At 59.2% G+C, this 22382-nt stretch carries 24 protein-coding genes; all 24 read right to left on the bottom strand.

Going from position 1 to position 22382, the window contains the following annotated elements; translation table 11 throughout:
• Positions 1-82: 82 nt before the first annotated feature.
• The 24 genes from AC2T9U_RS02545 to AC2T9U_RS02430 all read right to left on the bottom strand — a co-directional run bounded on the left by AC2T9U_RS02545 (position 83) and on the right by AC2T9U_RS02430 (position 22325).
• On the bottom strand, positions 83-1279 hold the full coding sequence (locus AC2T9U_RS02545; RefSeq protein ID WP_115031167.1) for an EscU/YscU/HrcU family type III secretion system export apparatus switch protein: 1197 nt from the start codon (positions 1277-1279) through the stop codon (positions 83-85).
• The gene (gene fliR, locus AC2T9U_RS02540) at positions 1279-2064 is read right to left on the bottom strand and encodes a flagellar biosynthetic protein FliR (RefSeq protein WP_208303812.1); all 786 of its coding nucleotides are present in this window, start codon (positions 2062-2064) and stop codon (positions 1279-1281) included. Before fliR ends, AC2T9U_RS02545 begins: the two co-directional genes overlap by 1 nt.
• Before the next feature lie 6 nt (positions 2065-2070).
• Positions 2071-2343, bottom strand: coding sequence for a flagellar biosynthetic protein FliQ (locus AC2T9U_RS02535; RefSeq protein WP_028326727.1), 273 nt, complete (start codon positions 2341-2343; stop codon positions 2071-2073).
• A gap of 21 nt (positions 2344-2364) precedes the next feature.
• Positions 2365-3228 carry a flagellar type III secretion system pore protein FliP gene (gene fliP, locus AC2T9U_RS02530; protein ID WP_493696554.1) on the bottom strand — a complete coding sequence of 288 codons (864 nt, stop codon included), beginning with the start codon at positions 3226-3228 and terminating at the stop codon, positions 2365-2367.
• Positions 3225-3704, bottom strand: a complete 480-nt coding sequence (locus tag AC2T9U_RS02525; RefSeq protein WP_208303814.1) for a flagellar biosynthetic protein FliO — start codon at positions 3702-3704, stop codon at positions 3225-3227. Before AC2T9U_RS02525 ends, fliP begins: the two co-directional genes overlap by 4 nt.
• The gene (gene fliN / locus AC2T9U_RS02520) at positions 3701-4810 is read right to left on the bottom strand and encodes a flagellar motor switch protein FliN (RefSeq protein WP_493696553.1); all 1110 of its coding nucleotides are present in this window, start codon (positions 4808-4810) and stop codon (positions 3701-3703) included. Before fliN ends, AC2T9U_RS02525 begins: the two co-directional genes overlap by 4 nt.
• A gap of 18 nt (positions 4811-4828) precedes the next feature.
• The gene (locus AC2T9U_RS02515; RefSeq protein WP_493696552.1) at positions 4829-5623 is read right to left on the bottom strand and encodes a flagellar motor switch protein FliM; all 795 of its coding nucleotides are present in this window, start codon (positions 5621-5623) and stop codon (positions 4829-4831) included.
• Between the two features lie 248 nt (positions 5624-5871).
• Positions 5872-6348 (bottom strand): flagellar basal body-associated FliL family protein, encoded by a 477-nt coding sequence (locus AC2T9U_RS02510; protein ID WP_208303817.1) that lies wholly within the window; start codon positions 6346-6348, stop codon positions 5872-5874.
• Between the two features lie 52 nt (positions 6349-6400).
• Entirely contained in the window at positions 6401-7303 is a 903-nt protein-coding gene (locus AC2T9U_RS02505; protein WP_208303818.1) for an OmpA/MotB family protein, read from the bottom strand.
• Entirely contained in the window at positions 7303-8088 is a 786-nt protein-coding gene (locus tag AC2T9U_RS02500) for a motility protein A (RefSeq protein WP_028326733.1), read from the bottom strand. The genes AC2T9U_RS02505 and AC2T9U_RS02500 overlap by 1 nt, the downstream gene beginning before the upstream one ends.
• Before the next feature lie 2 nt (positions 8089-8090).
• Positions 8091-8345: a flagellar FlbD family protein gene (locus AC2T9U_RS02495; protein ID WP_493696551.1), complete on the bottom strand. Its 255-nt coding sequence runs from the start codon at positions 8343-8345 to the stop codon at positions 8091-8093.
• Positions 8346-8586: 241 nt separating this feature from the next.
• Positions 8587-9390 carry a flagellar hook-basal body protein gene (locus tag AC2T9U_RS02490; RefSeq protein ID WP_493696550.1) on the bottom strand — a complete coding sequence of 268 codons (804 nt, stop codon included), beginning with the start codon at positions 9388-9390 and terminating at the stop codon, positions 8587-8589.
• Between the two features lie 123 nt (positions 9391-9513).
• Entirely contained in the window at positions 9514-10416 is a 903-nt protein-coding gene (locus AC2T9U_RS02485; protein ID WP_493696549.1) for a flagellar hook-basal body protein, read from the bottom strand.
• Positions 10417-10701: 285 nt separating this feature from the next.
• On the bottom strand, positions 10702-11415 hold the full coding sequence (locus AC2T9U_RS02480) for a flagellar hook capping FlgD N-terminal domain-containing protein (protein WP_493696548.1): 714 nt from the start codon (positions 11413-11415) through the stop codon (positions 10702-10704).
• Positions 11416-11513: 98 nt separating this feature from the next.
• Positions 11514-13883, bottom strand: a complete 2370-nt coding sequence (locus AC2T9U_RS02475) for a flagellar hook-length control protein FliK (protein WP_493696547.1) — start codon at positions 13881-13883, stop codon at positions 11514-11516.
• Positions 13883-15088 (bottom strand): transglycosylase SLT domain-containing protein, encoded by a 1206-nt coding sequence (locus AC2T9U_RS02470; protein ID WP_493696546.1) that lies wholly within the window; start codon positions 15086-15088, stop codon positions 13883-13885. Before AC2T9U_RS02470 ends, AC2T9U_RS02475 begins: the two co-directional genes overlap by 1 nt.
• Positions 15088-15606, bottom strand: coding sequence for a flagellar FliJ family protein (locus tag AC2T9U_RS02465; RefSeq protein ID WP_115031181.1), 519 nt, complete (start codon positions 15604-15606; stop codon positions 15088-15090). The genes AC2T9U_RS02470 and AC2T9U_RS02465 overlap by 1 nt, the downstream gene beginning before the upstream one ends.
• Positions 15607-15770: 164 nt before the next feature.
• Entirely contained in the window at positions 15771-16700 is a 930-nt protein-coding gene (locus AC2T9U_RS02460) for a DUF4300 family protein (protein WP_493696545.1), read from the bottom strand.
• A 131-nt stretch (positions 16701-16831) separates the two neighbouring features.
• Positions 16832-18106, bottom strand: a complete 1275-nt coding sequence (locus AC2T9U_RS02455) for a FliI/YscN family ATPase (protein WP_115032761.1) — start codon at positions 18104-18106, stop codon at positions 16832-16834.
• A 77-nt stretch (positions 18107-18183) separates the two neighbouring features.
• On the bottom strand, positions 18184-18933 hold the full coding sequence (locus AC2T9U_RS02450; protein ID WP_493696544.1) for a FliH/SctL family protein: 750 nt from the start codon (positions 18931-18933) through the stop codon (positions 18184-18186).
• Entirely contained in the window at positions 18926-19936 is a 1011-nt protein-coding gene (fliG, locus tag AC2T9U_RS02445) for a flagellar motor switch protein FliG (RefSeq protein ID WP_115031184.1), read from the bottom strand. The genes AC2T9U_RS02450 and fliG overlap by 8 nt, the downstream gene beginning before the upstream one ends.
• Before the next feature lie 6 nt (positions 19937-19942).
• On the bottom strand, positions 19943-21580 hold the full coding sequence (gene fliF / locus AC2T9U_RS02440) for a flagellar basal-body MS-ring/collar protein FliF (protein WP_493696543.1): 1638 nt from the start codon (positions 21578-21580) through the stop codon (positions 19943-19945).
• On the bottom strand, positions 21577-21930 hold the full coding sequence (gene fliE, locus AC2T9U_RS02435) for a flagellar hook-basal body complex protein FliE (RefSeq protein ID WP_208303827.1): 354 nt from the start codon (positions 21928-21930) through the stop codon (positions 21577-21579). Before fliE ends, fliF begins: the two co-directional genes overlap by 4 nt.
• Complete coding sequence (locus AC2T9U_RS02430) at positions 21927-22325, bottom strand: flagellar basal body rod protein FlgC (RefSeq protein WP_028326744.1); 399 nt, start codon at positions 22323-22325, stop codon at positions 21927-21929. The genes fliE and AC2T9U_RS02430 overlap by 4 nt, the downstream gene beginning before the upstream one ends.
• Positions 22326-22382 lie beyond the last annotated feature (57 nt).

Here is a 22382-nt window from a genome sequence, read left to right as displayed (position 1 = left end):
TGGTCCCCTTGGCTACGCATGCTCATCGGCATTGCGGATAGTGATCTGAGAGTGCTGGAGGGATAGGGGCTTTGGTTAGAAGCTAGTAGGTGGAGGTGTTGGAGTAGGAGGCACCTTCGGGTGCTCCGAATTTAGCGATGCCGAGTGCTTCGTCGGATAGGTCCTCGGGCAGATCGACTCCGTTCCAGCCTGGATGTTTCACCGGGGATGGGTGGGCGCCTTCGGTGCGGCGGATGTCGGACATGCGCATGATGAAAGCCAGGACGGTGGCGATCGTGTCGTAAAGCTCGAAAGGTATGTAGGAGTCGACTTCGCACATTTTGAACAATGTGCGGGCGAGGATGACATCTTGGACGACTGGGACTCCGCTGGCTGCGGCTTCGTCTTTGATGCGTTGAGCAAGTAGCCCTGCGCCTTTGGCAACGACTTGGGGGGCTCCTTCGCCGGATATGTAGCGCAGGGCCACGGCAACGTGAACGGGATTAGTTAGGACAACGGTGGATTCGCTGACGGCAGCCATCATGCGGCGTTGGCCCATCTCGCGTTGACGGGCGCGGCGTTGGCCTTTGATATGAGGGTCGCCTTCTTGTTGTTTGTTCTCGCGTTTGATCTCGTCTTTGCTCATACGGAGTGATTTTTCGACGCGGTGGCGTTCGACGCCGTAGTCGAGGGCGGCGATGACGAGCCCGACGACGATGATCCAGAGCATGACGCGGTAGGCGGCGTTACCTGTGACTTCTAAGACGGTAGTGATGCTGCGTTGGCCGGTGCCGGTGAGCATAGAGATGGTGTCTTTGACGCCCATGTAGGCGATGACGCCGAAGACGACGAATTTGATCATAGTTTTGGCGAAGGTCCAGGCAGCCTGCATGCCGAAGAGGTTTTTGATTCCGGTAAATGCGTTGAGTTTTTTCCATTTGGGTTTGAATCGTTTGGCGTTGGGGCGAGTACCCCCTTGGACAAGATGCCCCACGCTTCCTAGAACCATGCACAGGAGGATGATCGGCCCGGCGATGCGTACGTAGGCAACGAGATTGTTTGCGAAGAGTTCGAGGGCTTGCCGAGGGTCGGGTCTGATGATGATTCGTGCGATGTCGTGCAGGGTGGTAGTGACGGTTCTGAAGAGGGTGGATAGGGCGGTGGGCCCGAGTACGTAGAAGGCTAAGACGGTCAACCACATAGAGAGGTCGTGGGTTCTGGGGATGTTGCCTTCTGCTTTTGCTTTGCGGAGTTGTTCGGGGGTGGCTTTTTCGGTCTTGCTGGATTTGTCTTCGGCCATCAGCTTTTCCCTCCGAGCATGTCGGTCATAGCGGGGAATCTGGCGACAGCGTCAGCGATGGTGCGAGTGACAGCTTCTGGGAAGACAAGGATGAAGACGGAAGCGAGGGTGAGGGTAAGGATGAGTTTGATGGGGAAGGAAAGTTGGAAGACGTTCATGCTGGGCACGGCGCGGGAAACGAGTCCGAGGGCGAGGTCGGCGAGGAAGAGGACGGCGAGAACAGGCGCGGCGATTTGGAGGGCGGAGGTGATCATGATGCCGAAGTCGTGGATGAGGGCTTGAGCGATGGCTCCGGTGTCGATGGCTTTGGTGACTTGGATGTCGAAGGATTCCAGGACGCCGCGGATCATGATGAGGTGGCCGCCGGAGGTGAAGAGTAGCGCGGTGGCGAGCAGTCCGGTGTAGCGGCCGATGATGGAGCTGTTGGTGCCGCTAGTGGGATCGAACATGCTGGCCATAGCGAATCCGCCAGTCATATCGACGTATTGTCCGGCGGCCTGGAAAGCCGTGAAGAGGATGATGACGCTCAGACCGAGAGTGGCGCCGACGAGCACTTGAAAGCCGATGGCGGTGGCGAAGTTGGTCAATGAATTCCAGGTTTGCGCAGTGACGGTGGGGCGCACGACAGGAGCTACGGCTAGGGCGATCGCGAAAGACATGGCGGCGCGGGCGCGGGCGTTGAAGTTACGACCAGCGAAGGGTGGGGCAAGGGTGAAAAAGACAGAAAGTCGGGTAAATACCAGCAGCATCGCGACGAGGAGGTCGTAGGCGAGGTTGAGGTTCATTGGTGGTTACCGCTGGAGGTAGCGGGGGATGTTGTTGATGAGCGTCTCGGTGAAGGTGACGGTTTCGTGCATCATCCAGTTGCCAAAGAAGAGCAGGATTGCGGCGACGGCGATGAGTTTGGGGACGAAGGTCAGGGTCATTTCCTGGACCTGGGTGACGGATTGGATGAGGGAGATGATGAATCCCATCACAAGGGAGACGATGAGGACTGGTCCAGCGAGTTTGGTTCCGAGAATCATCGCTTGGATAGCCAGTTGCATGACGTCGTGGTCGCTCATGGGTGGCTCTTTTCGGTCATGTCAGCCTCCCACGTAGCTGGTGACTAGCGCGGTGGTGATGATCCCCCAGCCGTCGACCATGACGAATAGGAGCAGTTTGAAGGGCAGGGAGATCATGACGGGGGGAAGCATCATCATTCCCATGCCCATAAGGATCGATGCGACGACGAGGTCGATGACGAGGAATGGGATGTAGATGACGAAACCGATGATGAATGCGTTCTTAAGTTCGGAGATAACGAATGCGGGGATGAGGGTGGTGAAGGTGGTGTCGGTGCGATCACCTGGGGGGTTTTGGCCCGATAGGCCAATCATGGTGCGTAGTTCTTGTTCACCGGTGTGATTAAGCATGAAGTTTTTGATGGGATCGCCTATGTGGTTGAGGGCGACTTCTTGGCTGATTTTTCCGTCGAGGAAGGGTTGGACGCCGTCGTTCCAGGCAGTACCCAGGACGGGGGTCATGACGAATAGAGAGAGGAAGAGCGCGAGTCCGGCGATGATCTGGTTGGGGGGGATGGTAGGGGTTCCGATGGCTTGTCTCACAAGTGCCAGGACCACGGCGATCTTCGTGAATGAGGTCATGAGCAGCAGGATTGAGGGAGCGACGGAGATGACCGTCATGAGCAGGATGATCTGCACTGACAGGGAGCGGTTGTTGCCGGTGTCTCCGAGGTTGATGTTGATGTTGGGTGCGGGTGTGGCTGCGTAGGCGTGGGTGCTGCCGAGTAGGAGTGCGGCGGTGATGAAGATGGCGGCGAGGATGAGCGCGGTGAGGATGGCTGGGATGAGGGTGCGGCGAATGAATCGAGGGGTGAAGGAGCCGTGGAGGGTGGGGATGGGCCCGGTACTAGTGGGCTCTGATGTGGGGCGGTTCCGGGTGCTCATCGGGCCTCCTGCGAACCGGTGTGGGGGTTGGTGTTTCTGGGGTCGAGTCGGGCTGCGGTAGCTGCGGGGTCGCGGTGGCGTCCGGTGCGGGCAGTGACGGCGGCGACGATGCGGGTGGCTGTTTCGTGGTGGCGGCGATTGATGAGGGGGTGGATGGTGGCGTGCTGGGGTGAGGCGTTGTCGTTGTCGTCGTCGCTGGTCAAATCATTGGGGCCCAGGTCGGTGAGTACGCTGATGCGGGTGTCGGTGACGCCCAGGACGAGTACTTGTCCTCCCACGCGGACGATGTGCATGGATGCGTTTTTGGTTAAGGGGGTGCGATTGAGTACCTCGGTGGCGATGGTGGTGGTGCCTCGTGCTTGGCGGGTGTTGCTGGCTTTTTCTAGCCATCGCATGAACAGGACAAGTAGTGCTAGAACGGCCCCGAGGGAGAGGATTGTCCGCACAGCAAGCTCGAGGCCGGAGGTTCCGCTCATGCGGTGATTGCACCTTCTCGCCCGACTACTTCGGAGATCCTGACGGCGAATTCTTCGTCGACGACGACGACTTCGCCGTGGGCGATGAGGGTGCCGTTGACGAGTACGTCGACGGGTGCGCCGGCGGCGCGGTCGAGTTCCACGATGGACCCGGGGGTTAGTCCGAGGATTTCTTGGACAGTCAGTTGGGTGCGGCCAAGCTCAACGGAGACTCCCATGATGACTTCGCGGAGCAGGTCGATGCGGCGAGGGTCGGCGGCCATGACCATGCCGCCATAGAGGGGCTGGAACTGGGGAGCTGTGGTGGAGGGTTGGGCTGCTTGCCGAGCGGCGACGGCTTGGGCGTGCATGGCTGCGGCTTCTTCGGGGCTGAGTCCTTGGAGTCCGCCGGGGCCGGGGTATGCAGGCATTCCTGCGTAGTAGGCAGCGTAAGGGTCGGGGGCTCCTGGCATTCCCGGTGGGGGGAAGCCGGGGGGTGGTGTGGCGCTGGCAGCGGCTGCGGCGGTGTCGTCGGTGGTGTCCTCAGCGGTGGTGTCTTCACTGCCGCTGGTTTCGTCAGTGGTGTCTTCGCTGTCGCTGGTTTCGCTGTCTTCGTCGTTTTCTTCTGCTTCGGCGGCGGCGATGGCTGCGGCCAGTTCGGCGGCAGCGCCTTGGCCGGTGGCTTCTTTGGGCAGTGCGATGAGCATGCCAGCGAGGGTGTCTTCATTGAATACGCCAACAACGTTGGATTCGTCTGCTTTTTCGAGGGCGTCGAAGGCGTCGACCATGTGGATTTGGCCGTTTTTGAAGTCACCGATTTCGCCTTTGAGGGCTTCCATTGCTTCGGTGAGCGCGGCTGTCCATAGGGTTCGGGCTTCGTTGCGGTCGAAGATTTCACCTTTGGCGTGATCGATAAGTCCTGTGACCACCATGACGAGGGTGCCGAGGTTGTCAGCGTTAGAGAGGTTTGTCTCTACGCCGATCGCGCCACCGGGAAGGGACATGGTGGTTGCCTGGATCGGGTCGAGGGTCTCCAGCCGCAGGGCGTCTGTGTCCGCGAAGTGCGCGGGTAGTACGCCTGCCGCGGCTAAGAGCGCGGAGTCGACGTCCAAAGAGTTCGTGGACATGCAGTGATCCTTCAGCGGTCAGAGGGAGACGATTTGGCAAGCAAAACGGTGGCCATGCGATCCAGGTACTGCTTTAGCGACAGGCACTCCGTCGGCTGACATCGTGAGCGGCTGGTTGGTCGGATGACCCAGTGGGAGCACGTCCCCTACCTCGAGATCGAGGATGTCTCCACTGGTGAGCGTGATTTCATCGAACGCGACGCGGACTACTTGCGGCACGGTCGAAACTTGTTGGCGAAGTTGTTCCACTGCTACTGCCCGGGGTCCGGTGAGTTCCAGTGGTGGTTTTTCCGTCAGTTTGTCTAGGGCGGGTTGAACTGTGGAGATCGGGAGTGCGAGGGAAGCTTTTGCTTCCTGCTCCCCCAGGCGCAGTTCGAAGGTTGATACGACCATCGGGTCAGATGGTTGTACCAGTTGGATGAATTGCGCGTCGCTCTCCAGTGCCCCGACTACGGGTTGGATTTTTTCGAGTGTTTCGAATGCGTAGGCGAGTTCGTTGATCATGCGCCGCAGCACGTTCCCGATGAGCCCTGCTTCCATTTCGGATAGGGCCCTGGTGGGTTGTGTGGCGGTGCCTGGTCCACCGAGTAGACGGTCGATAACGTTCATTCCCACTTCGAGTGGCATGTGGAACAGGCCTGCGTCAGGCAGAGGGTCCAGTGTCACGATGGCCAGCAACGATGGGTTGGGCAGGGTAGAAATGTATTCGTCGTATGTTGTTTGCTCTACCTCCTCGAGGTTGCAGTGGACCACCATCCGCAGTGTCGTCGAAAGCACGGTCGCGATCTGGCGGGAGAACGTTTCGTTCGCCACCTGAAGCGCCCTAAATTGCTCGCGACTGAACCGGTTGGGGCTACGGAAGTCGTAGACGATCGGCTCAGCACTCACATGGGATCTGATCGACAGCTGGTGGGACGATCTGAGGCGAAACGTGGTGTGGGGATGCGAATCATGGCTGGGGGCAGAAGGCTTCGAGCTGAGGGTGCAGCGATGGGTGGGGTGGCCGGTATGTCTGGCCACCCCACCCATCGTGTCGTCAGCGGGGTTGTGTTGGTTGGGCTTTATTGCATGACGAACTCTGTGAAGTACACGGAGAGCACGTCTCCGTCGTACCGTTTTTTCACTTCTTTGCTGAGGTTTTGTTGTGCTTCGTTTTTCTTTTCGGGCTGGAGGAGTTCGGAGTATTTGTATTTGGAGAGGATCTCGATGGCGGCGTCGCGGGCTTTACTGAGGTCGGGACCTTTAGCTGGGTCGATCCCGGCTTTGGTGAGGTTCTCGTCTCCTGCCTTGCTCATTTGGATAGCAAGGTTGACTTTGAGGAATTTTCCGTCGGCGAGGTTGAGAGTCATGGGATCTTTCATCGCGTAGACGGCGCCGTTTTGGGTGGCGGGGTCGGGCTCGGATTCTTTATTCCCTCCGAGCAGCATCATGACAATGACGCCAGCAGCAACGAGTACTACGACGAGAGCGGCGGCGAGGATGATGATGAGTTTTTTGTTTCCGCCGGATTTTTTATCGTCTTCTTCGCTGTCGGCCATGGTATTTTCTCCTTAGAGGGGTGACTGCTGACGGTTGTGTGGTTAGTGCGGCTTATGGGCCGACTTTGTTTGATGGCGTGTTCGCTGCCGTTCCCGCTGGTGGTTGTTGGACGGCGTTGCTGGCTGCGGCGGAATTGTTCAGTGGCACGGTGGGAAGAATCACTACGGCTACGCGTCGGTTCATGGCGCGACCTGCGTCGTCTTTGTTGCTAGCGATGGGGCGCTGATCGGCGTACCCAGATGCGGAGACTTTAGAGGCTGGGATTCCGTCGGTGACGAGAGTGCGCAGCACTGCTGCGGCACGGTCGGTGGATAGTTCCCAGTTTGAGCGGCTAGCAGTGTTGAGGGGGACGTTGTCGGTGTGTCCTTCGATGGCGATGTAGTTGGGGATGCCTTTGAGGATGGGCGCGACGGTGTCGATGACTTTCTTTCCTGCAGGGCGCAGGTCTGCTTTACCGGTATCGAAAAGCACTTTGTCGGTGACAATGTTGACTACGAGTCCGCGCTCGTTGATTTCAAATTTGGCAGCGTTGGCTAGGCCAGCTTGTTTGAGTTGAGAAGCGATTTTGATTTGGAGTTGTTTGAGGGATTCTTTTTCTTTTGCTGCGGCTTGAGCTGCGGCTTGTTCACGTTGGAGGGCCGATTGGCTCAGCGGTGAGGGCTGGGCTGCTTCATTGTCGGGCACTTTTGTTTCTTGACCAGGTTTCTGATTTTCTAGGATCCCGTCACGCCCGTCGAGGTTTCCGCTTTTTCCTTGCATGGCAAGGTTTGCTTGTCCGAATGCTTGGGCGGTTCCTTCGGCGAAGGTTTGCAGTTTCTGCTGGTCCACTTTGGAGATTGCGAACATGACGATGAAGAGGGCAAGCAAGAGGGTGAGAATGTCTGCGTAGGAGAGCATCCACCGTTCGTGGTTGGCGTGTTCTTCGTGCTCTTCGTGTTTCTTTTTCCGCGCCATTATGCTGCCTTCGCTTCCTTGCCTTTACCGGTGTCTTTTCCACCGCTGGGCAGCGCTGAGCGCAGTTTTTGTTCTACAACGCGGGGGGATGTTCCGGCTTGTACGGCGAGGACACCTTCGATGATCATCTCCATGCCTTTGACTTCGAGGGCGGAGAGTCGTTTGAGTTTGGCGGCCATGGGCAACCACACGGCGTTACCGATGAGGACACCCCAGAGGGTGGCGACGAAGGCTGCACCAATCATTTCGCCGAGTTTGTCGACTTGGTCAAGGTTTCCGAGTGCGTGGATGAGGCCGATGACGGCGCCGACAACACCGAGGGTGGGGGCGTATCCGCCTTGGCCTTCGAAAAACGCGGCACCGACTTTGTCTTGTTCTTTTTTGGCGGTGACACGCATTTCGAGGATTTCGGCGATTTCGTCGGCGTCGGAGCCGTCGACGGTCATTTGGATGCCTTCTTTGAGGAGGGGATCCTCGATTTCTTTTGCCATGTCTTCGAGGGCGAGGAGCCCTTCACGGCGGGCGCGGTCGGCCATTTTGACGATGACGTCAACGAGTCCGGAAGCGTCGGGGGCTTTGCTGAGGAAGGCACGTTTGAATCCGCGAGGAATTTCAGCGAGGTCGGCTTTGGTCATGCCTGCCGAGGCGGCACCGAAGGTGCCGACGAAGATAAGCATGAGTGCGGCAGGCTGGATGAGGACGGTGACGTGGACACCGTCGAGGAGCATTGTTCCGATGACGCCCACGAAGGTGAGCCCCACCATGATCATTGTGATCGGATCCATGTTTAGCTCTCCGGGTTCGAGACGGATCGGAGCCGTGTGTGACGGGGAACGTCGGGCGACGGCGGCGTGTTTGTGGCGATCAGGACGGAGGCGCGGAAGTCGCGTACGGCGTGGACAAGGTCTTCGACGGGTTCGGCGACGACGTATTTGGTGCCGCCGACGAGCGTGATGACGGTGTCTGGTGTGGCTTCGATGCGCTCGATGAGGTCGGGGTTGAGCGCGAAGCTTGTCCCGTTCCGTCTCGTGCAGATGATCATGGGGTCCCGTCCCTGGTTGTGTTTCGTCGTCCGGTCCTTGGCCGACAGTTGCTTATCGACGCTGGGTGGGCGGAGTTGAGCACAGCAGCAATCGGATTGCGGCAGCGATTCGCGCAGGTGAGCGGGGTGATTAAGACAAGAAGCCTGTAGATACGCAGGTTCGCTGTAAGCGGGTGGATGGGTGCCTTGGTGAAGGGCAACTCAGCCACCCGCTTATTCAGGTACCTCATTGACTTTTATGTCATTGCATTTGGTTGATGCGGTCGGCCATTTCGTCAGTGGTGGTGAGGACTTTGGCGTTCGCTTGGAAGCCACGTTGGGCCATGATCAGGTTGGTGAACTGGTCAGCGAGCTGAATGTTGCTGATCTCGGTGACACCGGAAATTGCTTGGCCAAGCCCATTGGTTCCTGGTGCCCCTTCGATGGGGGCGCCGGATGCGGCAGTGGCGCTGAATTCGGTGTTTCCTTCGCGGAGCAGGCCTTGCTGATTAGTGAATCGGGCTAGTTTCATCTGACCGATAACAACGCCACCAGGATCACCGTTGCGCACGACTAGTTGTCCGGAGGCATCCATATAGAAAGGCGTGTTTTGGTACTGGGCAGGCACCTGGAGGGGACGGTTGTCAGTGCCAAGGACTTTTTTACCGTCGCCAGCAACGAGGGTGCCGGTCGAGTCAAAGGTGAAGTTGCCGTTGCGGGTATAGACCGGGCCTTTAGCTGATTGAAGAACGAAGTAGCCTTCGCCCTGGATACCGAAGTCGGTGGCTTGGTTCGTGATTTTGAAGGCGCCTTGGGCGAAGTCGCCGGGAATAGCGCGACGTGTCACGCCGAGCCCGGCCATGGCTGCGTTGATGGCACCTTGAGGTTGGGGGCGTGGTGGGGCGATTTTGGTGCCGTCGACGAGTTGGTTGAGCACCTCATCGAAAACGAACTGGCTGCCTTTGAATCCGTCGGAGTTGACGTTGGCGATGTTGTTACCGACGACATCGAGGTACTGCTGGTGGTAGCGCAGCGCGCTAGCGGCCACGTCGTAAGAGCGGAACATGCCGGCCTCTCGGTTAGTGAAGAGCTAATGAGTGCGCTGATAGCGCTTATGCTGCTCACCTCGTGCCGCCCTATCCAGAGAAAGAAGGGGCGGCACGAGGTGGCGAGTCACTTAGTCAGCGGATTAGCGCTTCATGTTGATGAGGTCTTGGAGTACCTCATCGGAGGCGGTGACAACTTTCGAGTTCGCTTGGAAGCCGCGCTGGGCCATGATCAGGTTGGTGAATTCACCAGCCAAGTCGACGTTGGACAGCTCCAACGTGTTCTGGATGACCTGACCTGCGCCAGCACGATCAGCTCCTGTAACACTCGGGTCGCCCGAGTTCAAGGTGGGGCGGAACATGGAGCCACCCACTCGGTCAAGACCCTGCGGGTTATTAAACCGTGAGACGGCAATAACACCGATGACCTCGCCAGCTGGCTTATCTGGGTTGAACCCGGTGACAGTGCCGTCGGGTGAGACCTGCCAGCTGGTGTATCCGGTTCCTGTAGGTGCAGTAGCTGAACCATTTGCTTGCCATACAGGAATCTTGATATTTGGCAAAGCAGCGATGTCACTTGCAGCAGACACAGCGGTATTTGCGGTAGCTGCATCCTTGAATCCCTTTACATATCCGCCGTCACCGGTGACGAGGTTGCCATCTTTATCGAGACTGAATGCGCCGTTCCGGGTGAAAAAAGTTTGTGCGCCTTTTTGCACTACAAAGAACCCATCGCCCTGGAGTGCCATATCTGTGGGGACGTTAGTGACTTGGAGACCACCTTGTTTGAAATCGCCAGAGATCTGCCCTAGACGAACACCAAGCCCAACCTGTGTCGGGTTAATGCCACCAACTGCACCGTCAGCTGGGGCACCTGCACGTGGGGCAGCCGCGTTGCGGATGGTCTGCGAGAGGCTATCTTCGAATACAGCGCGTGTGGATTTGTAGCCGTGGGTGTTGACGTTGGCGATGTTGTTACCAGTGACGTCGAGGTAGATCTGGTGGTTGCGAAGGCCGGAGACGGCGGACCACATTGAACGAATCATGAGTGGGAATCCTCCTGCTCACCCTCAATATGGGGGCTGGGGTGAGCGACATGTGTTTTTTAGCGGTAAGACGGGATCTGCCGTCGGGGGTTTCGCTCGGCGGGATCGCCGCCGTATCAGGCTGTACGCAGGTGCCAGGTGGCTTACGTGCCGGTGGAGGGGCCGGTGCGTTGCGTACTCCCAAAAGGTGTGGTCATCCGTGACCGGGGAGGTTCCGCGTCATCCATGATGCGGATTGGTTCGCGAGTCAGTGTGGTTACCCGCTACTGGTGAAGAGGCTGTGTGTCAGGCCTGCGTGGCAGTGCCGCGCGCGACCGCTGTGATTGAGTCGACCGGGACGTCTGTCCCGTTCACTTTAAGAATCGGCCCATTTGTCCCGATCTTTACGGATTCAACGGTGCCCTGTTCAGTAGTTGCCGTGTCACCGGTGCCTTTGGTGTAGGTGACAGTCTGTCCAATGAGGCCAATGGCGGCTGAAAGTGACTGCTGAGCAAGAAGGGACCCTAAGTGTTGGGTCATAGCTGTGTTAGATGTAACGAGTTCTTTGTTAGCCGCGGCGAGAGACTCACTGGATTTGGTCATAGCCTCTGCGGCGCTGGCCATCTCATTAATACGTTCGATCATGCCCATCGACGCAGTCTGTTGCATCATCTGGGTAGTATCAGCTGGTTTTGATGGGTCTTGGTACTGGAACTGCGCGACGAGAAGCTTCATAAAGTCGTCGGCTTTTAGTGTTGTGCCGTACTTCTTGCCAGTTTCTTTGGCGAGATCTTGCATTTCTGGGGTGGTAACGGATGTCCACCCCCCTTTTCCATCCGAGGTAGCCCTGGGCATGGTGAAGGTGTATTTGCTGCCGTCCGGTTGAATGATGGTGACGGTCTGCCCATTCACTGTTGCTGTTCCAAGTTGGGCACTGCCAGTGGAGCTGCTGGTAGGTGAGCTAGTGGTGGGGACGAATCCGCTTGTGGTGCTGTTGGTGATGCCAGATGTGTCAGTCATGGTGGTCCTCTTGGATAGTGAAGGGGGGGCGAAATACTCGGGTAGCACGCAGCAGCTGGTGAGTGCCTCATCGGAGGGGAAGAAGCGTGGGTGTCCGGTCAGAGTTGGACGTTGAGGCGGTCGTCGCTGCTCGTTGTGGGGGTGGTGGCTGGCTGTTGTAGCTGTTCGGTGTCGGAGTTGGTTTGTCCGTTGCCGGTGGTGACGGTGGATGAGTCTTGCCATTGGCTGTCTGCGCCGAGGGCTTCTTCGAAACTTTCGGTGTCTCCGCTTTCACCTGTGGAGACATCGATACTTCCGGTTTTCACGCCGAGTTGTTCCAGGGTTTGTTTGAGGTCGTCGAGGTTTTCTTCGACGAGTTGTCCGGTGGCGGCATCTACTGCTTTGACATGGATGGATACCTGGCCGGATTTGACGCTTACTTGTAGTTGCACGTGTCCGAGGTTCACGGGGGTTAGTTGCAGCATGAGGGCGTATTGCCCGTCAACGCCGCGCAGCATCGGGGACACCCCGGTGACGAGTTGCTGGTAGAGCGGAACGGCGGGTGCGCTCACCATGGGGGCGGGCGTGCTACCAGAGGGAACGGTCGCTGAGGTGGGCGTGGTGACTGAGACCCCCTGTGTTTGCTGTGCAGGGGTTGTCTGGTTGGCAGGTGCGGGTTGTGATGCTGGTGGGGCTGCTTCCGCGGGTGGGCGTGAGCTGGTTGGCGCAAGAGGCTGTTGTTCAGCGGTAGATGGAGGTGCCTCCGGGCGGCGGGAATCAGGGCGGGAGGGCTCCGGTGTGGGAACAGGTGTTGGGTTCTCTGGCCGTGGGGCCGGGGATGGCAGGGTGGGGCGTTCGTTGGCTGGTGGGGCAGGGACCTCTTCGGTGGGGGTGGGTGGTGTGGTGGGGGCGGCAGGTGTGGTGGGCCGGGTGGTGTCTTCCCCGGGGGTGTTGGCTGGGTCGGTGGGGACCTCGTTGGCAGGCGGGGGCGCAGTGGGTGTGGGGGTTTGGGGGGTGGAGTCGGTTGGCGCTGGTGTGGCGGGCGCGGCTGGTGCGGGTTGCCCGGTCACTGGTGAAGTGGCCACGTTTTCGGGTGTGTCAACCGATGGTGCTGTGAGTTCGTTTCCTACTGGCGGCTGTTGTGCCCCGGTGCTATTGGGGAGGGTACCTTGTTCAGGGGTGTTTTGCGCCGTTGGTTGAGGTGTAGGCGTGGGGAACGAGGTGGACGCTGGGGCTGGGGTGGGGGTTAGTGGGGCGGTGATTGTGGGGGTTGTTGCGGCCTCGGTGGTGGCTTCGGTCGGGGCTGGGGTGGGGGTGGGTGCTGGTGGTGTTTGTCCCAGCGAGTTGGGTGTAAGGAGACCTAGTTCGCTGGCTTGCACGGAGATATCGGTAGCTGTGGGGGTGCCTTGCGGGGTTTGCGGGTGTGTTTCCGCGGCGGTGCGCACGTTCTGGTCAGCGGTAGGTGTGGTGGGTTCAGGGAGTGTGGGCTGTGGCGCAGTCAGGTCTGGGCTGTTGGGTGTGGCGTGGAGTTCAGGTTGTTCATTAGTGGGTTGGTTGGGTGTCGGGGTTACCGGCTGCTGGGGGGATGTCGGTGTTGAGGCGTCACGGTTGTTAGGTGCAGCAGGTTGTGGGGGCAGCTGTGCAGCGTTGTTGCCTTCTTCAAAGGCGGGGATGTCGTTGCTGGTGGCAGGCGTTGCTGTGGCAGATGGGTCAAGAACAGGTGGTGTGGACGCTGCTTGTTCAGGCGCGCCCACGGCCGGCAGCGTGGTTTGGTCGGTGGTGGGGGTGGTAACTGGCAGGGTGGGGGTAGCCGCCGGTGCTGTGGGGGCGGCATTGATCGGGGTGTTCGTCTCCTGTGTGCCAGTGATGCCAGGGATGGTGGAGGTGGTGGGTGAGGATGGTGATGGTGAGGTTTCGGTGATGGCGGGTGTAGCGGTGGTGGCTGCGCCGTTAGCTTCAGACAGTCCAGGAAGCACTCCGGTCACGGGACCAGCAATCGGTGAGGTGTACGCCATGATGGGAGCGTCAGCGCCGGTGAGGGGGGCTGCGCCGATGCTAATCATTGGTTCTTCAATACCGGGTGTGCCTGGTAGAAGTGCTGCTACTCCCCCGGTGACGGTGGGCGTATTCGGGGTTTGTTGGGCGTTATTGATCCCTTGCTGCAGCGTGTTGTGTTCAGATGCAGTGGGAGTCTGCGCCTGAACAGGTTGGGTGGAGCGCACGGTATTGGGCTGTTCGGTCCCATTCGGCTGTGGGGAAGTGTGAACGTGGCCGGTGTCGGTCTCGGAGTTCTTGACGCCCAGTGGTGAGGAGGTGCGATTTTGGGCTTCGCGAGAGACTCGGCGGGGGGTGTCGGTGGCGCTGCGGAGCGCTTCACCGAAGGCACGGTCGTGGGAGTCGCGCGCGGCCATCCCGGCGCGGGATGACTTACGTAAACGGGTGAGGGCGGCCTCAGCGGCGTTCACCGGCGAGATTTCCAGACGGCTCATCAGGCTCTGCTTCCCTTGAGGTTTGCGGTGATCCTGCGGACATAGTTTTGGGTTTCGGCATAGGGGGGAATGCCGTGATATTTACGGACCGCTCCTGGGCCGGCGTTGTAGGCGGCGAGCGCGAGTTCTACTGTTTTGAAGGTTTTGAGGTGGTCGCGTAGGAGGCGTGCGGCGCCGTCGATGGCTTGGGCTGGGTCGAAGGGGTCGGTGACGCCCAATGCGCGGGCGGTGCCGGGCATGAGTTGCATGAGGCCACGTGCGCCAGCGTGGCTGACCACTGTGGGGTTGAAGCTGCTTTCTTGTTTGGCGACGGCGGCAAGGAGGTCGGCGGAGACTCCGTATTTGTCCTCAGCGGCGAGGAAGAGTTTTTGGTATGCGGCGGGGGCTTGGGCTAGGACACCGGCGACGGAGCGTGGGGCAGCGAGGGTTTCGGTGCGTGCTGCTTTGAGGGTGGTGACCGGAGGTGTCCAGGCGTCGTTGGGTAGGACTCGGCGGATGGTGGAGAGGTCTTTGTGGAGTTTGGAGATTTTGACGACGTCGCCGGTGTGGGGGGCGTGGAGCATTTTGCCGTTGCCGACGTAGATGCCGACGTGGTGGGCGGGGTCGCCGAAGTAGACGAGGTCGCCGGGTCGGGCGTCTTTGATGCTGTCGATTTTGGTGCCGATGCGTTGTTGGTCGGCGGCGACGCGGGGCAGTTTGATGCCGTGTTGTTTGTAGACGAGTTGGACCAGGCCGGAGCAGTCGAGGCCGACGTTGGGGTTGGTTCCGCCCCATTTGTAGGGGATGCCTAGGTATTTCTTGGCGGTGGCGATGAGTTTGTCGGCTTTGGTGCTGCCGTCCATGTTGACGGGGGTGTCGGTGACGGCGCCGGTGGTGGGGGTTTCACCGCGGGCTGCTGCGGCGGCTTTGGCGAAGACGTCTTTGGCGTCGCTTTTGAGGGCAGCTTCGCGGGCGGAGGGGTTGTAGATGAAGGGGCGTTCGACGGTGGCTGCTGCCCTGTTTTTGGCATCGATTTCTGCAGAGCCGGTGATGGGCAGGGCGGTAGCAGTGTTGGCGGGTTTTTTGATTGCCTCCAGGGCGTTGTCCATGGAGGTGGAGAAGGCGGTGCCGGTGGTAGGGGCGGGCATGTTTGACTGGCCGAACATGCTGTTCAGCTGGGCGACTCGTGCCTGTGCTGCGGTGATTCCGCTCACCTCGACGGCCATCATGCTCCCCTCGTGTGCTGCTCGTGCGTGTCGTGCGGTGTTTCTGGGTGGTGTTGGGTTTGTGCGGCGCGGCGTGCTGCCTCGGCGGCGGCCTTGCGGGCACGGACCCCTGCAGTACTCTCTTCGGCTACCTGTTGGTCGGCGGCAAGCATTCGTTCGAAGCGTTCTTCTTTGGCGCGTTCGACGAGGCGTTCGAGGCCTTGGGTGCGTTGTGAGGCTTTGGTGACGTGACCGAGGGCGGTTTGTCTTGTTGTGTCTGCTTTTTCGGCTTCGTAGCTGGCCCACATGATGGATTGGGCAAGGCGTTGGCCGTGGAGTGCTTCGCGCATGAATCCGTTGATGTCGGTCTCACCATGTGATTTGTTCATGGCGTCGCGGTGGGCTTGGCGGGTGGAGTCTAGGCGTGCGAGGGCGGCGCGGTGTTCGGCGTTGGCAGCGGCGAGGGCGGCTTTGGCTTTGTCTTCTTCGATGCGCCGTACGCGCAGGAGGGTGTCGTATGGGGTGGTGAATTTGGGCATGTCACCTCCTGCGGTGGGTGCTGTTGGTGGTGGGGTGTCTGTGCTCTTATCGGCGCGGTTGGTGGTGCTTGTGAGGTGCTTGTTGGGGTTGGGTGGTGCGAAGAAAAGGCCTCGTGCACGGTGGGTGCGACGAGGCCTTTTGTGAGAGGGAAGAGTTGGGGTGTTTATGCGGCGCTGGGGGCGCCTTCCATGAGTTTGTCGTTTTCCATGATGATGGGTTTGGCCAGTCCAAGGTCGGGGTTGTTGAGGTCGTACTGCTTGAACAGGTGGTTGGCTAGTTCGGTTCGGTTGGCGAACATGGTGGTGACGTAGGGCTCTTGGAAGGCGAGTTTTTCGACGAACAGGACACGACCGTCGTTTTGGGGGAAGGCCACGCCTGTGTGTCCGATGAACAGGTCGTCTTTGTCGATGTTGTTGTGCTGGAACACTGAGATGAGGCGGGCTTTGGTGTTTCCGGTGAAGGTGACGCCGCGTTTTTTCCAGGCTGCTTGCACGGTTTCGACGTGGGTTTTTGTTGAGGTTGTGTGGGTGGTGGGGATGGTGGTGAAGATGTTTTTGAAGGCGTTGATGTTTTGTCCGCCGATGAGTGCTGAGGGGTCAGTTTTAAGGGATTCTTCGTCAAGGAATAGGTCGGGGTGGGCGGGTGTGGGTGCTGGGTTTTTTCCGACGGTGATGTGTGGCCCCATGAGTGAGTAGGCCGTGATGCGGCAGTTGTATCCGTGGAAGTTGGGGTGTTTTTTGTTCCATTTTTCTTGGAGGTCGTAGACGTCGTATTTCTTTGTGAAGGGCAGTGGTGTGAATGTGCCACTGAGCTTGACTGGGTGGATTGCTGCGGTGAATTGGTCGGCGTGCTTCAGGAGCACGCCGATACGTTTTTTCTCGACACCGGCGGTGGTCAGGGCTGCCTGAAGTTGGGCTTTGGAGGTGGGGCCGGCCAGGTGTGACCAGGTGTGGGTGGCGATCGGTGCGGGGCTGGCGGCTGTGGTTCCGTGGTGGAGGCGGTTGGCCCAAGCGCTTGTGGTTCCTGCTGTCACAGATAGTGCTAACGACATGGCGCTTACTGCTGCCAGAGCGCGGGCGTGCGTGTTTTTCATGTGTCCTCCAATGTCTGCCGCAGGTGCGTTGGCTCGCCTGCTGTATTTCCCTGCTTTAAGGGAACACCCTTGAGTTCACAAGGAACTCACAGGTTGGGCTTCGATGGAGGTAGGGCGCCAGGGGTGGTGAGTTACTTCGCGGCGATCGCGGACAGTTGCGCCCAGGACTGGTCGTAGGGGGTGAGGTCTTCCATGTCCTGCACAAGGAAAGAAGAGATCTCTGGGGCTAGTTCGAGAGCTTTATCGACGAGTGGGTTAGTGCCTTTGACATAGGCACCGATATCGATGAGGTCTTTAGCATCTCGCTGCGCGGCCATGAGCTTACGGACGGTTGTGGCAGCTTCACGCTGTTCACGAGTAGTGAGGGCTTTATTGGCACGAGAGATGGACTCCAGCACGTCAATTGCGGGGAAATGTCCTTGAGTAGCGAGTTTGCGGGACAAGACGATGTGCCCATCGAGGATGGAACGCACGTTGTCGGCGATGGGGTCGTTGAGGTCATCACCGTCAACAAGAACCGTGTACAAGCCCGTGATAGACCCGGTGGCTGCCATCCCGGCCCGCTCCAGCAGTTTGGGCATGATCCCAAAAACGCTCGGGGGGTATCCGCGGGTGGCGGGTGGTTCCCCGGATGCCAGCCCGACTTCGCGCTGAGCCATCGCTACACGCGTCACCGAATCCATACACAGGATGACGTCCTGGCCTTGATCCCGGAACCACTCGGCGATACGGGTGGCAGTGGAGGCGGCACGCAAACGCACCAGCGCAGGCTCATCAGAGGTAGCCACCACAACCACCGACCGCGCCAAACCTTCGGGGCCGAGATCACCTTCAACGAACTCTCTGACTTCACGACCGCGCTCGCCCACCAAGGCCAGTACACACACTGGCGCTGAAGAGCCCCGAACAATCATCGACAGCAGCGAGGACTTTCCCACACCTGATCCAGCGAAAATGCCTAAACGTTGTCCTTTACCGCATGGGATCAACGTGTCCATTGCGCGCACCCCTAAGGGCATCGGGGTGCCGATCCGTTCCCGATCCATGGCCGGCGGTGGGCTTCCTTCGGTGGTGACGAGGGTGACATCACTCAGCGGCGGCCCACCATCCATAGGGCGCCCCAACGCATCTACTACCCGCCCTAGCATCCCTGGGCCGACGGGCACTTCCAGCGCGCCACCGGTGGCGATAGCTGGGTTGCCTGCCCGAACCCCACGCAAATCCGAAATCGGCATGCAGGAGGCGTATCCCTCGTGTAAAGCCACAACTTCGGCCATGATCGGGCCATCGTCCCCGAGGATCCGCACGGCCTCCCCTACCGCTAGTTGGAGCCCGGCCACGTCGATAGATAACCCCACCGCACTGACCACGGTGCCGTGCGCGACCGGAGCAGTGGCGCGCAGCATCTGTGCCCGCAAGTCTGCATAGACGCCCCGATCAAGTAAGTAGGAACGTTCGCTTTCACGCGCTGGGACATCAAGGTTCACGGATGCAGCACCTTCCGTACCGCCGCAACCGCGTCGGCCAACGTCACCGTCACTTCAAGGTTGCGCGCTGTTGCCACGACATCGCCATGAGCAATCGTGTCATCAGCAATAGCTCGCACTCGCCGTTCTTGTGAGACAGATCCGGCGTAGTTGGCCACCAATTCCAGATCCTGCGGGTTGACCCGTAATGTCACATCGACGTCTCGCGGAATCGAAGCGAGGGCTCGCTGCACCTGATCCACCGCGGCGCACTCCCCCACTGCCAAATGATGTCCTACGAGTTCTTCAGCGATATCGACTGCTAAGTCAGCGACGAGTCCTCGTAGCTCTTCCACCATCGGCATCTGATAGTCCAGAGCATTCTGTACTGCGTTCTCTACCGCGGCGTGGAACTCTTTGAGTCTGGTGCGGTTGGCTTCAGCTTCGGCTTCGGCAGCTGTTTTCATCTTGGTGATCTCGCCGGCCATCATCTCTAGCCCAGCGACCCGGCCATCCTCGAACCCTTGAGTATGTCCTTCTTCATAGCCGCGGCGTCGGCCCTCTTCACGGGCTTCTTCCACGAGCTTATGCATGTGCGGGTCAGTCAGGCGCGGGTCGGCATAGTCAACACCAGCGAACGGGCTCATCACTAAGTCCGAAGAGATCACTGCGCGTCGGGTGTTTTCTTCAGCTTCTTTACCGCGCAGCACGAATCCACTGCGCCGACCAACCAGCGCTGCCGAGCTCTGTCGGTTCGACTTAGGCAACGAACTCGTCCCCTCCGCCACGTGCCACCACGATCTCGCCGGCTTCTTCCAGCATGCGGATCTGGCGGATCACCACGGCCTGAGCTTCCTCGACCTGTTTGAGTCGCACTGGTCCCAGGATCGAGATCTCATCGGCCAACGACAAGGCAGCCCGCTCGGACATATTGCGGGTGATTTTCTCGCGCACGTCTTCACGCACACCCTTCAACGCCACAGCAAGATCCTTGGACTCGACCTTGCGCAGCACTACCTGGATGGCGCGGTCGTCCAAGCCAGTGATGTCCTCGAACATGAACATGTGTGCCCGGACCTCTTCGGCTAGGTCGAGGTCGCGTTTCTCTAGACCGTCGAGGATCATCCGTTCGGTAGTGCGGTCGGACTGGTTGATGATGTCAACCAGTGGCTTAAGGCCACCAACGGTGGTGGAGTCAGCGGCCTGCACCACCGTCGATAGACGCCGTTCCAGGTGAGACTCCACCTGCTTAACGATCTCCGGACTGGTGCGATCCATGATGGCCAACCGGTGTGCCACTTCAGCCTGTGTTTCTGGCAACAACCCAGACAAGACAATGGCGGCTTGATCAGCAGGAAGGTAGGCAATGACCAAGGCGATCGTCTGCGGGTGTTCGTCGGCCAAGTAGGTCAGCAACACTTTGGGCTCAACTCGCCGCAAGAACTCGAACGGCATCTCCACCATCGAGGCAGACAGACGCTGCATCACCTCGTTCGCTTTGTCTTGCCCCATCGTGGCGACGAGAACCTCTTCAGCGAACGAAACACCTCCCTGCACGTAATACTTACGGGCCTTGGCGAGCTGCTGAAACTCTTCGAGCACACCGTCCAACGTGTCGACGTCCACGTTTTCTAGACGAGCGATTTCAGCGGTTAATGCCTCCACTTCTGGCTCACGGAGCTGTTTAAGAATCTCAGCGGAGTGTTCTTTACCGAGCTGTACGAGGAGGATCGCGGCCTTACGCAGACCGGACAATTGCGCGGTACTCATGAGGGGCTACTTCCGTTCTGCCATCCACCCGCGCAACAAGCGGGCAACTTCTTCGGGACTGTCCTCGACGAGACCAGAGATCTCTTCGCGTGCGGCGGCCCGCGCAATCGATTGCGGATCCACCGGCGTAGCTTCGACCACAGGAAGTTCGTCGCCGTCGAGGTCGTACGCCGCCGGGCTTCCTTCCAGCTCGCCCATCGCGCCACGGCCTCCGGGCAGCTCGGGCAGCGTAGGAGTGTCGATGCTTTCGGACTCCTCGATCTCCACCTCGCGTTTGCGGGTGCGGGTGGACAGGAACCCAATCAGCAAGGCGAGCAACAGGAGCAACAGCAGACCGATGTTCTTGGCCAGCGCCCACAGATCGTCCATACGTTTCTGCTCTGCGGCTGCGGCATCGGCCTGGGCTTGAGCCTGCGCTGCGGTCTGATCGAAAGGCACCTTTGAGACGGTGATGACATCACCGCGTTGGGGGTTGATGCCTGCTGCGGTGGCCACCAGCTGCTGAATCTGTTGCTGGTTGATAGCCCCGGTGGTGCGCTGGTCGAGCATGACCGCCACATTGAGCCTGCTGACCCCGCCGGTAGCTTGGTCGGTGAGGGTACGGCGGGTGCCGTACGGCTGGACCTCTTTAGTGGTGGTCTTCTCCCAGTTTTGGCGACTATTGCCAGCATTCCCGTTGGGGACGGGGATGTTGTCTGGGCCAAGCACTCCCCCGATGGGAGTCTGTCCCGAACCGGTCAAGGTTTCGCGGGAGTTGTCGTTTTGCAACGCTGGTGCGCCGGGCTTGGGCTGGAGGTATTCGTTTGTTTCGACCTTGGAGTTGTCGTAGTTCATGTCGGTATTGACGGTGGTCGTGGAGTTTCCCACACCGACGGCCTTGTCCAACATTGCTTGGATTTTGGTTTGCAACGCCATGCTCGTGGCTTGCTGTTGGGCTAGCCGGGCTTCGCCAGCGCTGGCACTGAGGGTCCCTTCGGCTGACAAAAGACGGCCTTGTGAGTCAGTAACGGTCACGTTGCCTGGGGTCAGCTTCGGCACAGACGCCGACACCAAGTGCACGATCGACTCAACTTGTGAGGCAGAAACAGTCTCGTTTGGTTTAGGCGTCACCAACACTGAGGCGGTGGGGTTAGTTTTCTGCCGAACGAAAACGTCTTCTTTGGGCAATGCAAGGTGGACTGTTGCCTCTTGGACCGTGTCAATTTTTTGGATCGCTGCAGCCAATTCACCTTCGGTGGCGCGTTGGATAAGAATGCGCTGCTGCTCATCAGAGGCGGTGACTGGCGCTTTTTCGACCAAACCATAGCCTTGTGAGGCGTCGGTTTTGCTTGGCAGGTTTTCAGCTGCAAGGTCGAGACGTACTTTGTCGCGTTGGTCTTGCGGCACTTCGAAAGTGTTCCCACTGAGCGTGTATTTCACACCTGCGGAAGTCAGTTTGCTCTGGATAGCGGCAGCGTCTGTGTCACTGACAGGAGTGGTGTAGAGCGGCACCATGGTGGGTTTGCTCACCCACATGAAGAAAACTACGGCTCCAGCTATCGCAACGAGAGTGGCAATGATCGTTACGGCTTTCTGGCCGCGAGTGAAGTCGTTGAACGTCCCCTTGACGCGGGTGACGATGTGTTGGATTTTTTCGTTCTTCACAGCTGCATCCGCATGATCTCGTTGAACGCTTCAAGGCCCTTGTTGCGCACGGCAACAGCAAGCTGCGTGGCCACGCCTGCCTCAGCCGCGGCGATGGTGTACTCGTGTACGTCTTTAAGGTCACCGGTGGCTGCGGCGCGGGCCAGCTCGTCGGTGCGCAGGTGCATCGTGTTCAGCTGGTCGATTTTCTGGGCGAGCATTTGACCGAAAGAAGGGCCAGCTACTGAGTCGGGGTCGCGCAGGGCGCTTGGCGTGGTCGGAAGCGTGGCAGAGACGCCGTAGGCCGGGTTGATCCCGAATCCTGGCGTCACACCGAAGCCGACAGATGGAGGGATGGGAGCAATACTCATTTGCCGATTCCGATCGCTGCTTCGTATGTGGTCTTTGCTCGTTCAGCCACCGAGGCATTGGCCTGGTAGGCGCGTTGAGCCATCATCAATGAGGCCATTTGGTCAGATAGATCAATGTCAGGTACACGGACTAGGCCGTTGGCATCAGCCAAGGGGTGGTTCGGCATCGAGATGAGCCGACCGTTGGGATCCCCCCACATGTTTCCGGCCACGTAGGTCCCTTTGGGTTCGCCGTAGCTGGCGGCCCTGGCAACGATGAAGCGCTCCTGGAAAGCGGATTCATTTGTGGAGGTGATGTTGTTCATCCCCGCGATGTTGTCTGAAACCGCGTCAATCCATTTACGGTTCGTTGACAACCCTGACGCTGCGATGTTCATCGAATCGAACATGCTCATGTGCGTCTCCCTTCATCGAATCCGTGAGCTGGCGCGGCTCCACGGGCCTGGAGTCTT

This window comes from Dermatophilus sp. B7861-1 (assembly GCF_058996045.1).
The sequence above is the reverse complement of the archived record's forward strand: the minus strand, read 5'-3'. Positions and strand labels throughout refer to the sequence as shown.

Coding starts and splice junctions, on each gene's coding strand:
- AC2T9U_RS02475 (WP_493696547.1), bottom strand. CDS start 13,883: ATGAGCCGTCTGGAAATCTCGCCGGTGAACGCCGCTGAGGCCGCCCTC.
- AC2T9U_RS02525 (WP_208303814.1), bottom strand. CDS start 3,704: ATGAGCGGAACCTCCGGCCTCGAGCTTGCTGTGCGGACAATCCTCTCC.
- fliR (WP_208303812.1), bottom strand. CDS start 2,064: ATGAACCTCAACCTCGCCTACGACCTCCTCGTCGCGATGCTGCTGGTA.
- AC2T9U_RS02470 (WP_493696546.1), bottom strand. CDS start 15,088: ATGGCCGTCGAGGTGAGCGGAATCACCGCAGCACAGGCACGAGTCGCC.
- AC2T9U_RS02535 (WP_028326727.1), bottom strand. CDS start 2,343: ATGAGCGACCACGACGTCATGCAACTGGCTATCCAAGCGATGATTCTC.
- AC2T9U_RS02505 (WP_208303818.1), bottom strand. CDS start 7,303: ATGGCGCGGAAAAAGAAACACGAAGAGCACGAAGAACACGCCAACCAC.
- AC2T9U_RS02460 (WP_493696545.1), bottom strand. CDS start 16,700: ATGAAAAACACGCACGCCCGCGCTCTGGCAGCAGTAAGCGCCATGTCG.
- AC2T9U_RS02495 (WP_493696551.1), bottom strand. CDS start 8,345: ATGATCATCTGCACGAGACGGAACGGGACAAGCTTCGCGCTCAACCCC.
- AC2T9U_RS02510 (WP_208303817.1), bottom strand. CDS start 6,348: ATGGCCGACAGCGAAGAAGACGATAAAAAATCCGGCGGAAACAAAAAA.
- AC2T9U_RS02485 (WP_493696549.1), bottom strand. CDS start 10,416: ATGATTCGTTCAATGTGGTCCGCCGTCTCCGGCCTTCGCAACCACCAG.
- fliN (WP_493696553.1), bottom strand. CDS start 4,810: ATGTCCACGAACTCTTTGGACGTCGACTCCGCGCTCTTAGCCGCGGCA.
- fliP (WP_493696554.1), bottom strand. CDS start 3,228: ATGAGCACCCGGAACCGCCCCACATCAGAGCCCACTAGTACCGGGCCC.
- AC2T9U_RS02430 (WP_028326744.1), bottom strand. CDS start 22,325: ATGAGCATGTTCGATTCGATGAACATCGCAGCGTCAGGGTTGTCAACG.
- AC2T9U_RS02545 (WP_115031167.1), bottom strand. CDS start 1,279: ATGGCCGAAGACAAATCCAGCAAGACCGAAAAAGCCACCCCCGAACAA.
- AC2T9U_RS02490 (WP_493696550.1), bottom strand. CDS start 9,390: ATGTTCCGCTCTTACGACGTGGCCGCTAGCGCGCTGCGCTACCACCAG.
- fliG (WP_115031184.1), bottom strand. CDS start 19,936: ATGAGTACCGCGCAATTGTCCGGTCTGCGTAAGGCCGCGATCCTCCTC.
- fliE (WP_208303827.1), bottom strand. CDS start 21,930: ATGAGTATTGCTCCCATCCCTCCATCTGTCGGCTTCGGTGTGACGCCA.
- AC2T9U_RS02465 (WP_115031181.1), bottom strand. CDS start 15,606: ATGCCCAAATTCACCACCCCATACGACACCCTCCTGCGCGTACGGCGC.
- AC2T9U_RS02500 (WP_028326733.1), bottom strand. CDS start 8,088: ATGGATCCGATCACAATGATCATGGTGGGGCTCACCTTCGTGGGCGTC.
- AC2T9U_RS02455 (WP_115032761.1), bottom strand. CDS start 18,106: ATGCTGCGCGCCACTGCTCCGGTCGCGCACGGCACCGTGGTCAGTGCG.
- AC2T9U_RS02480 (WP_493696548.1), bottom strand. CDS start 11,415: ATGACTGACACATCTGGCATCACCAACAGCACCACAAGCGGATTCGTC.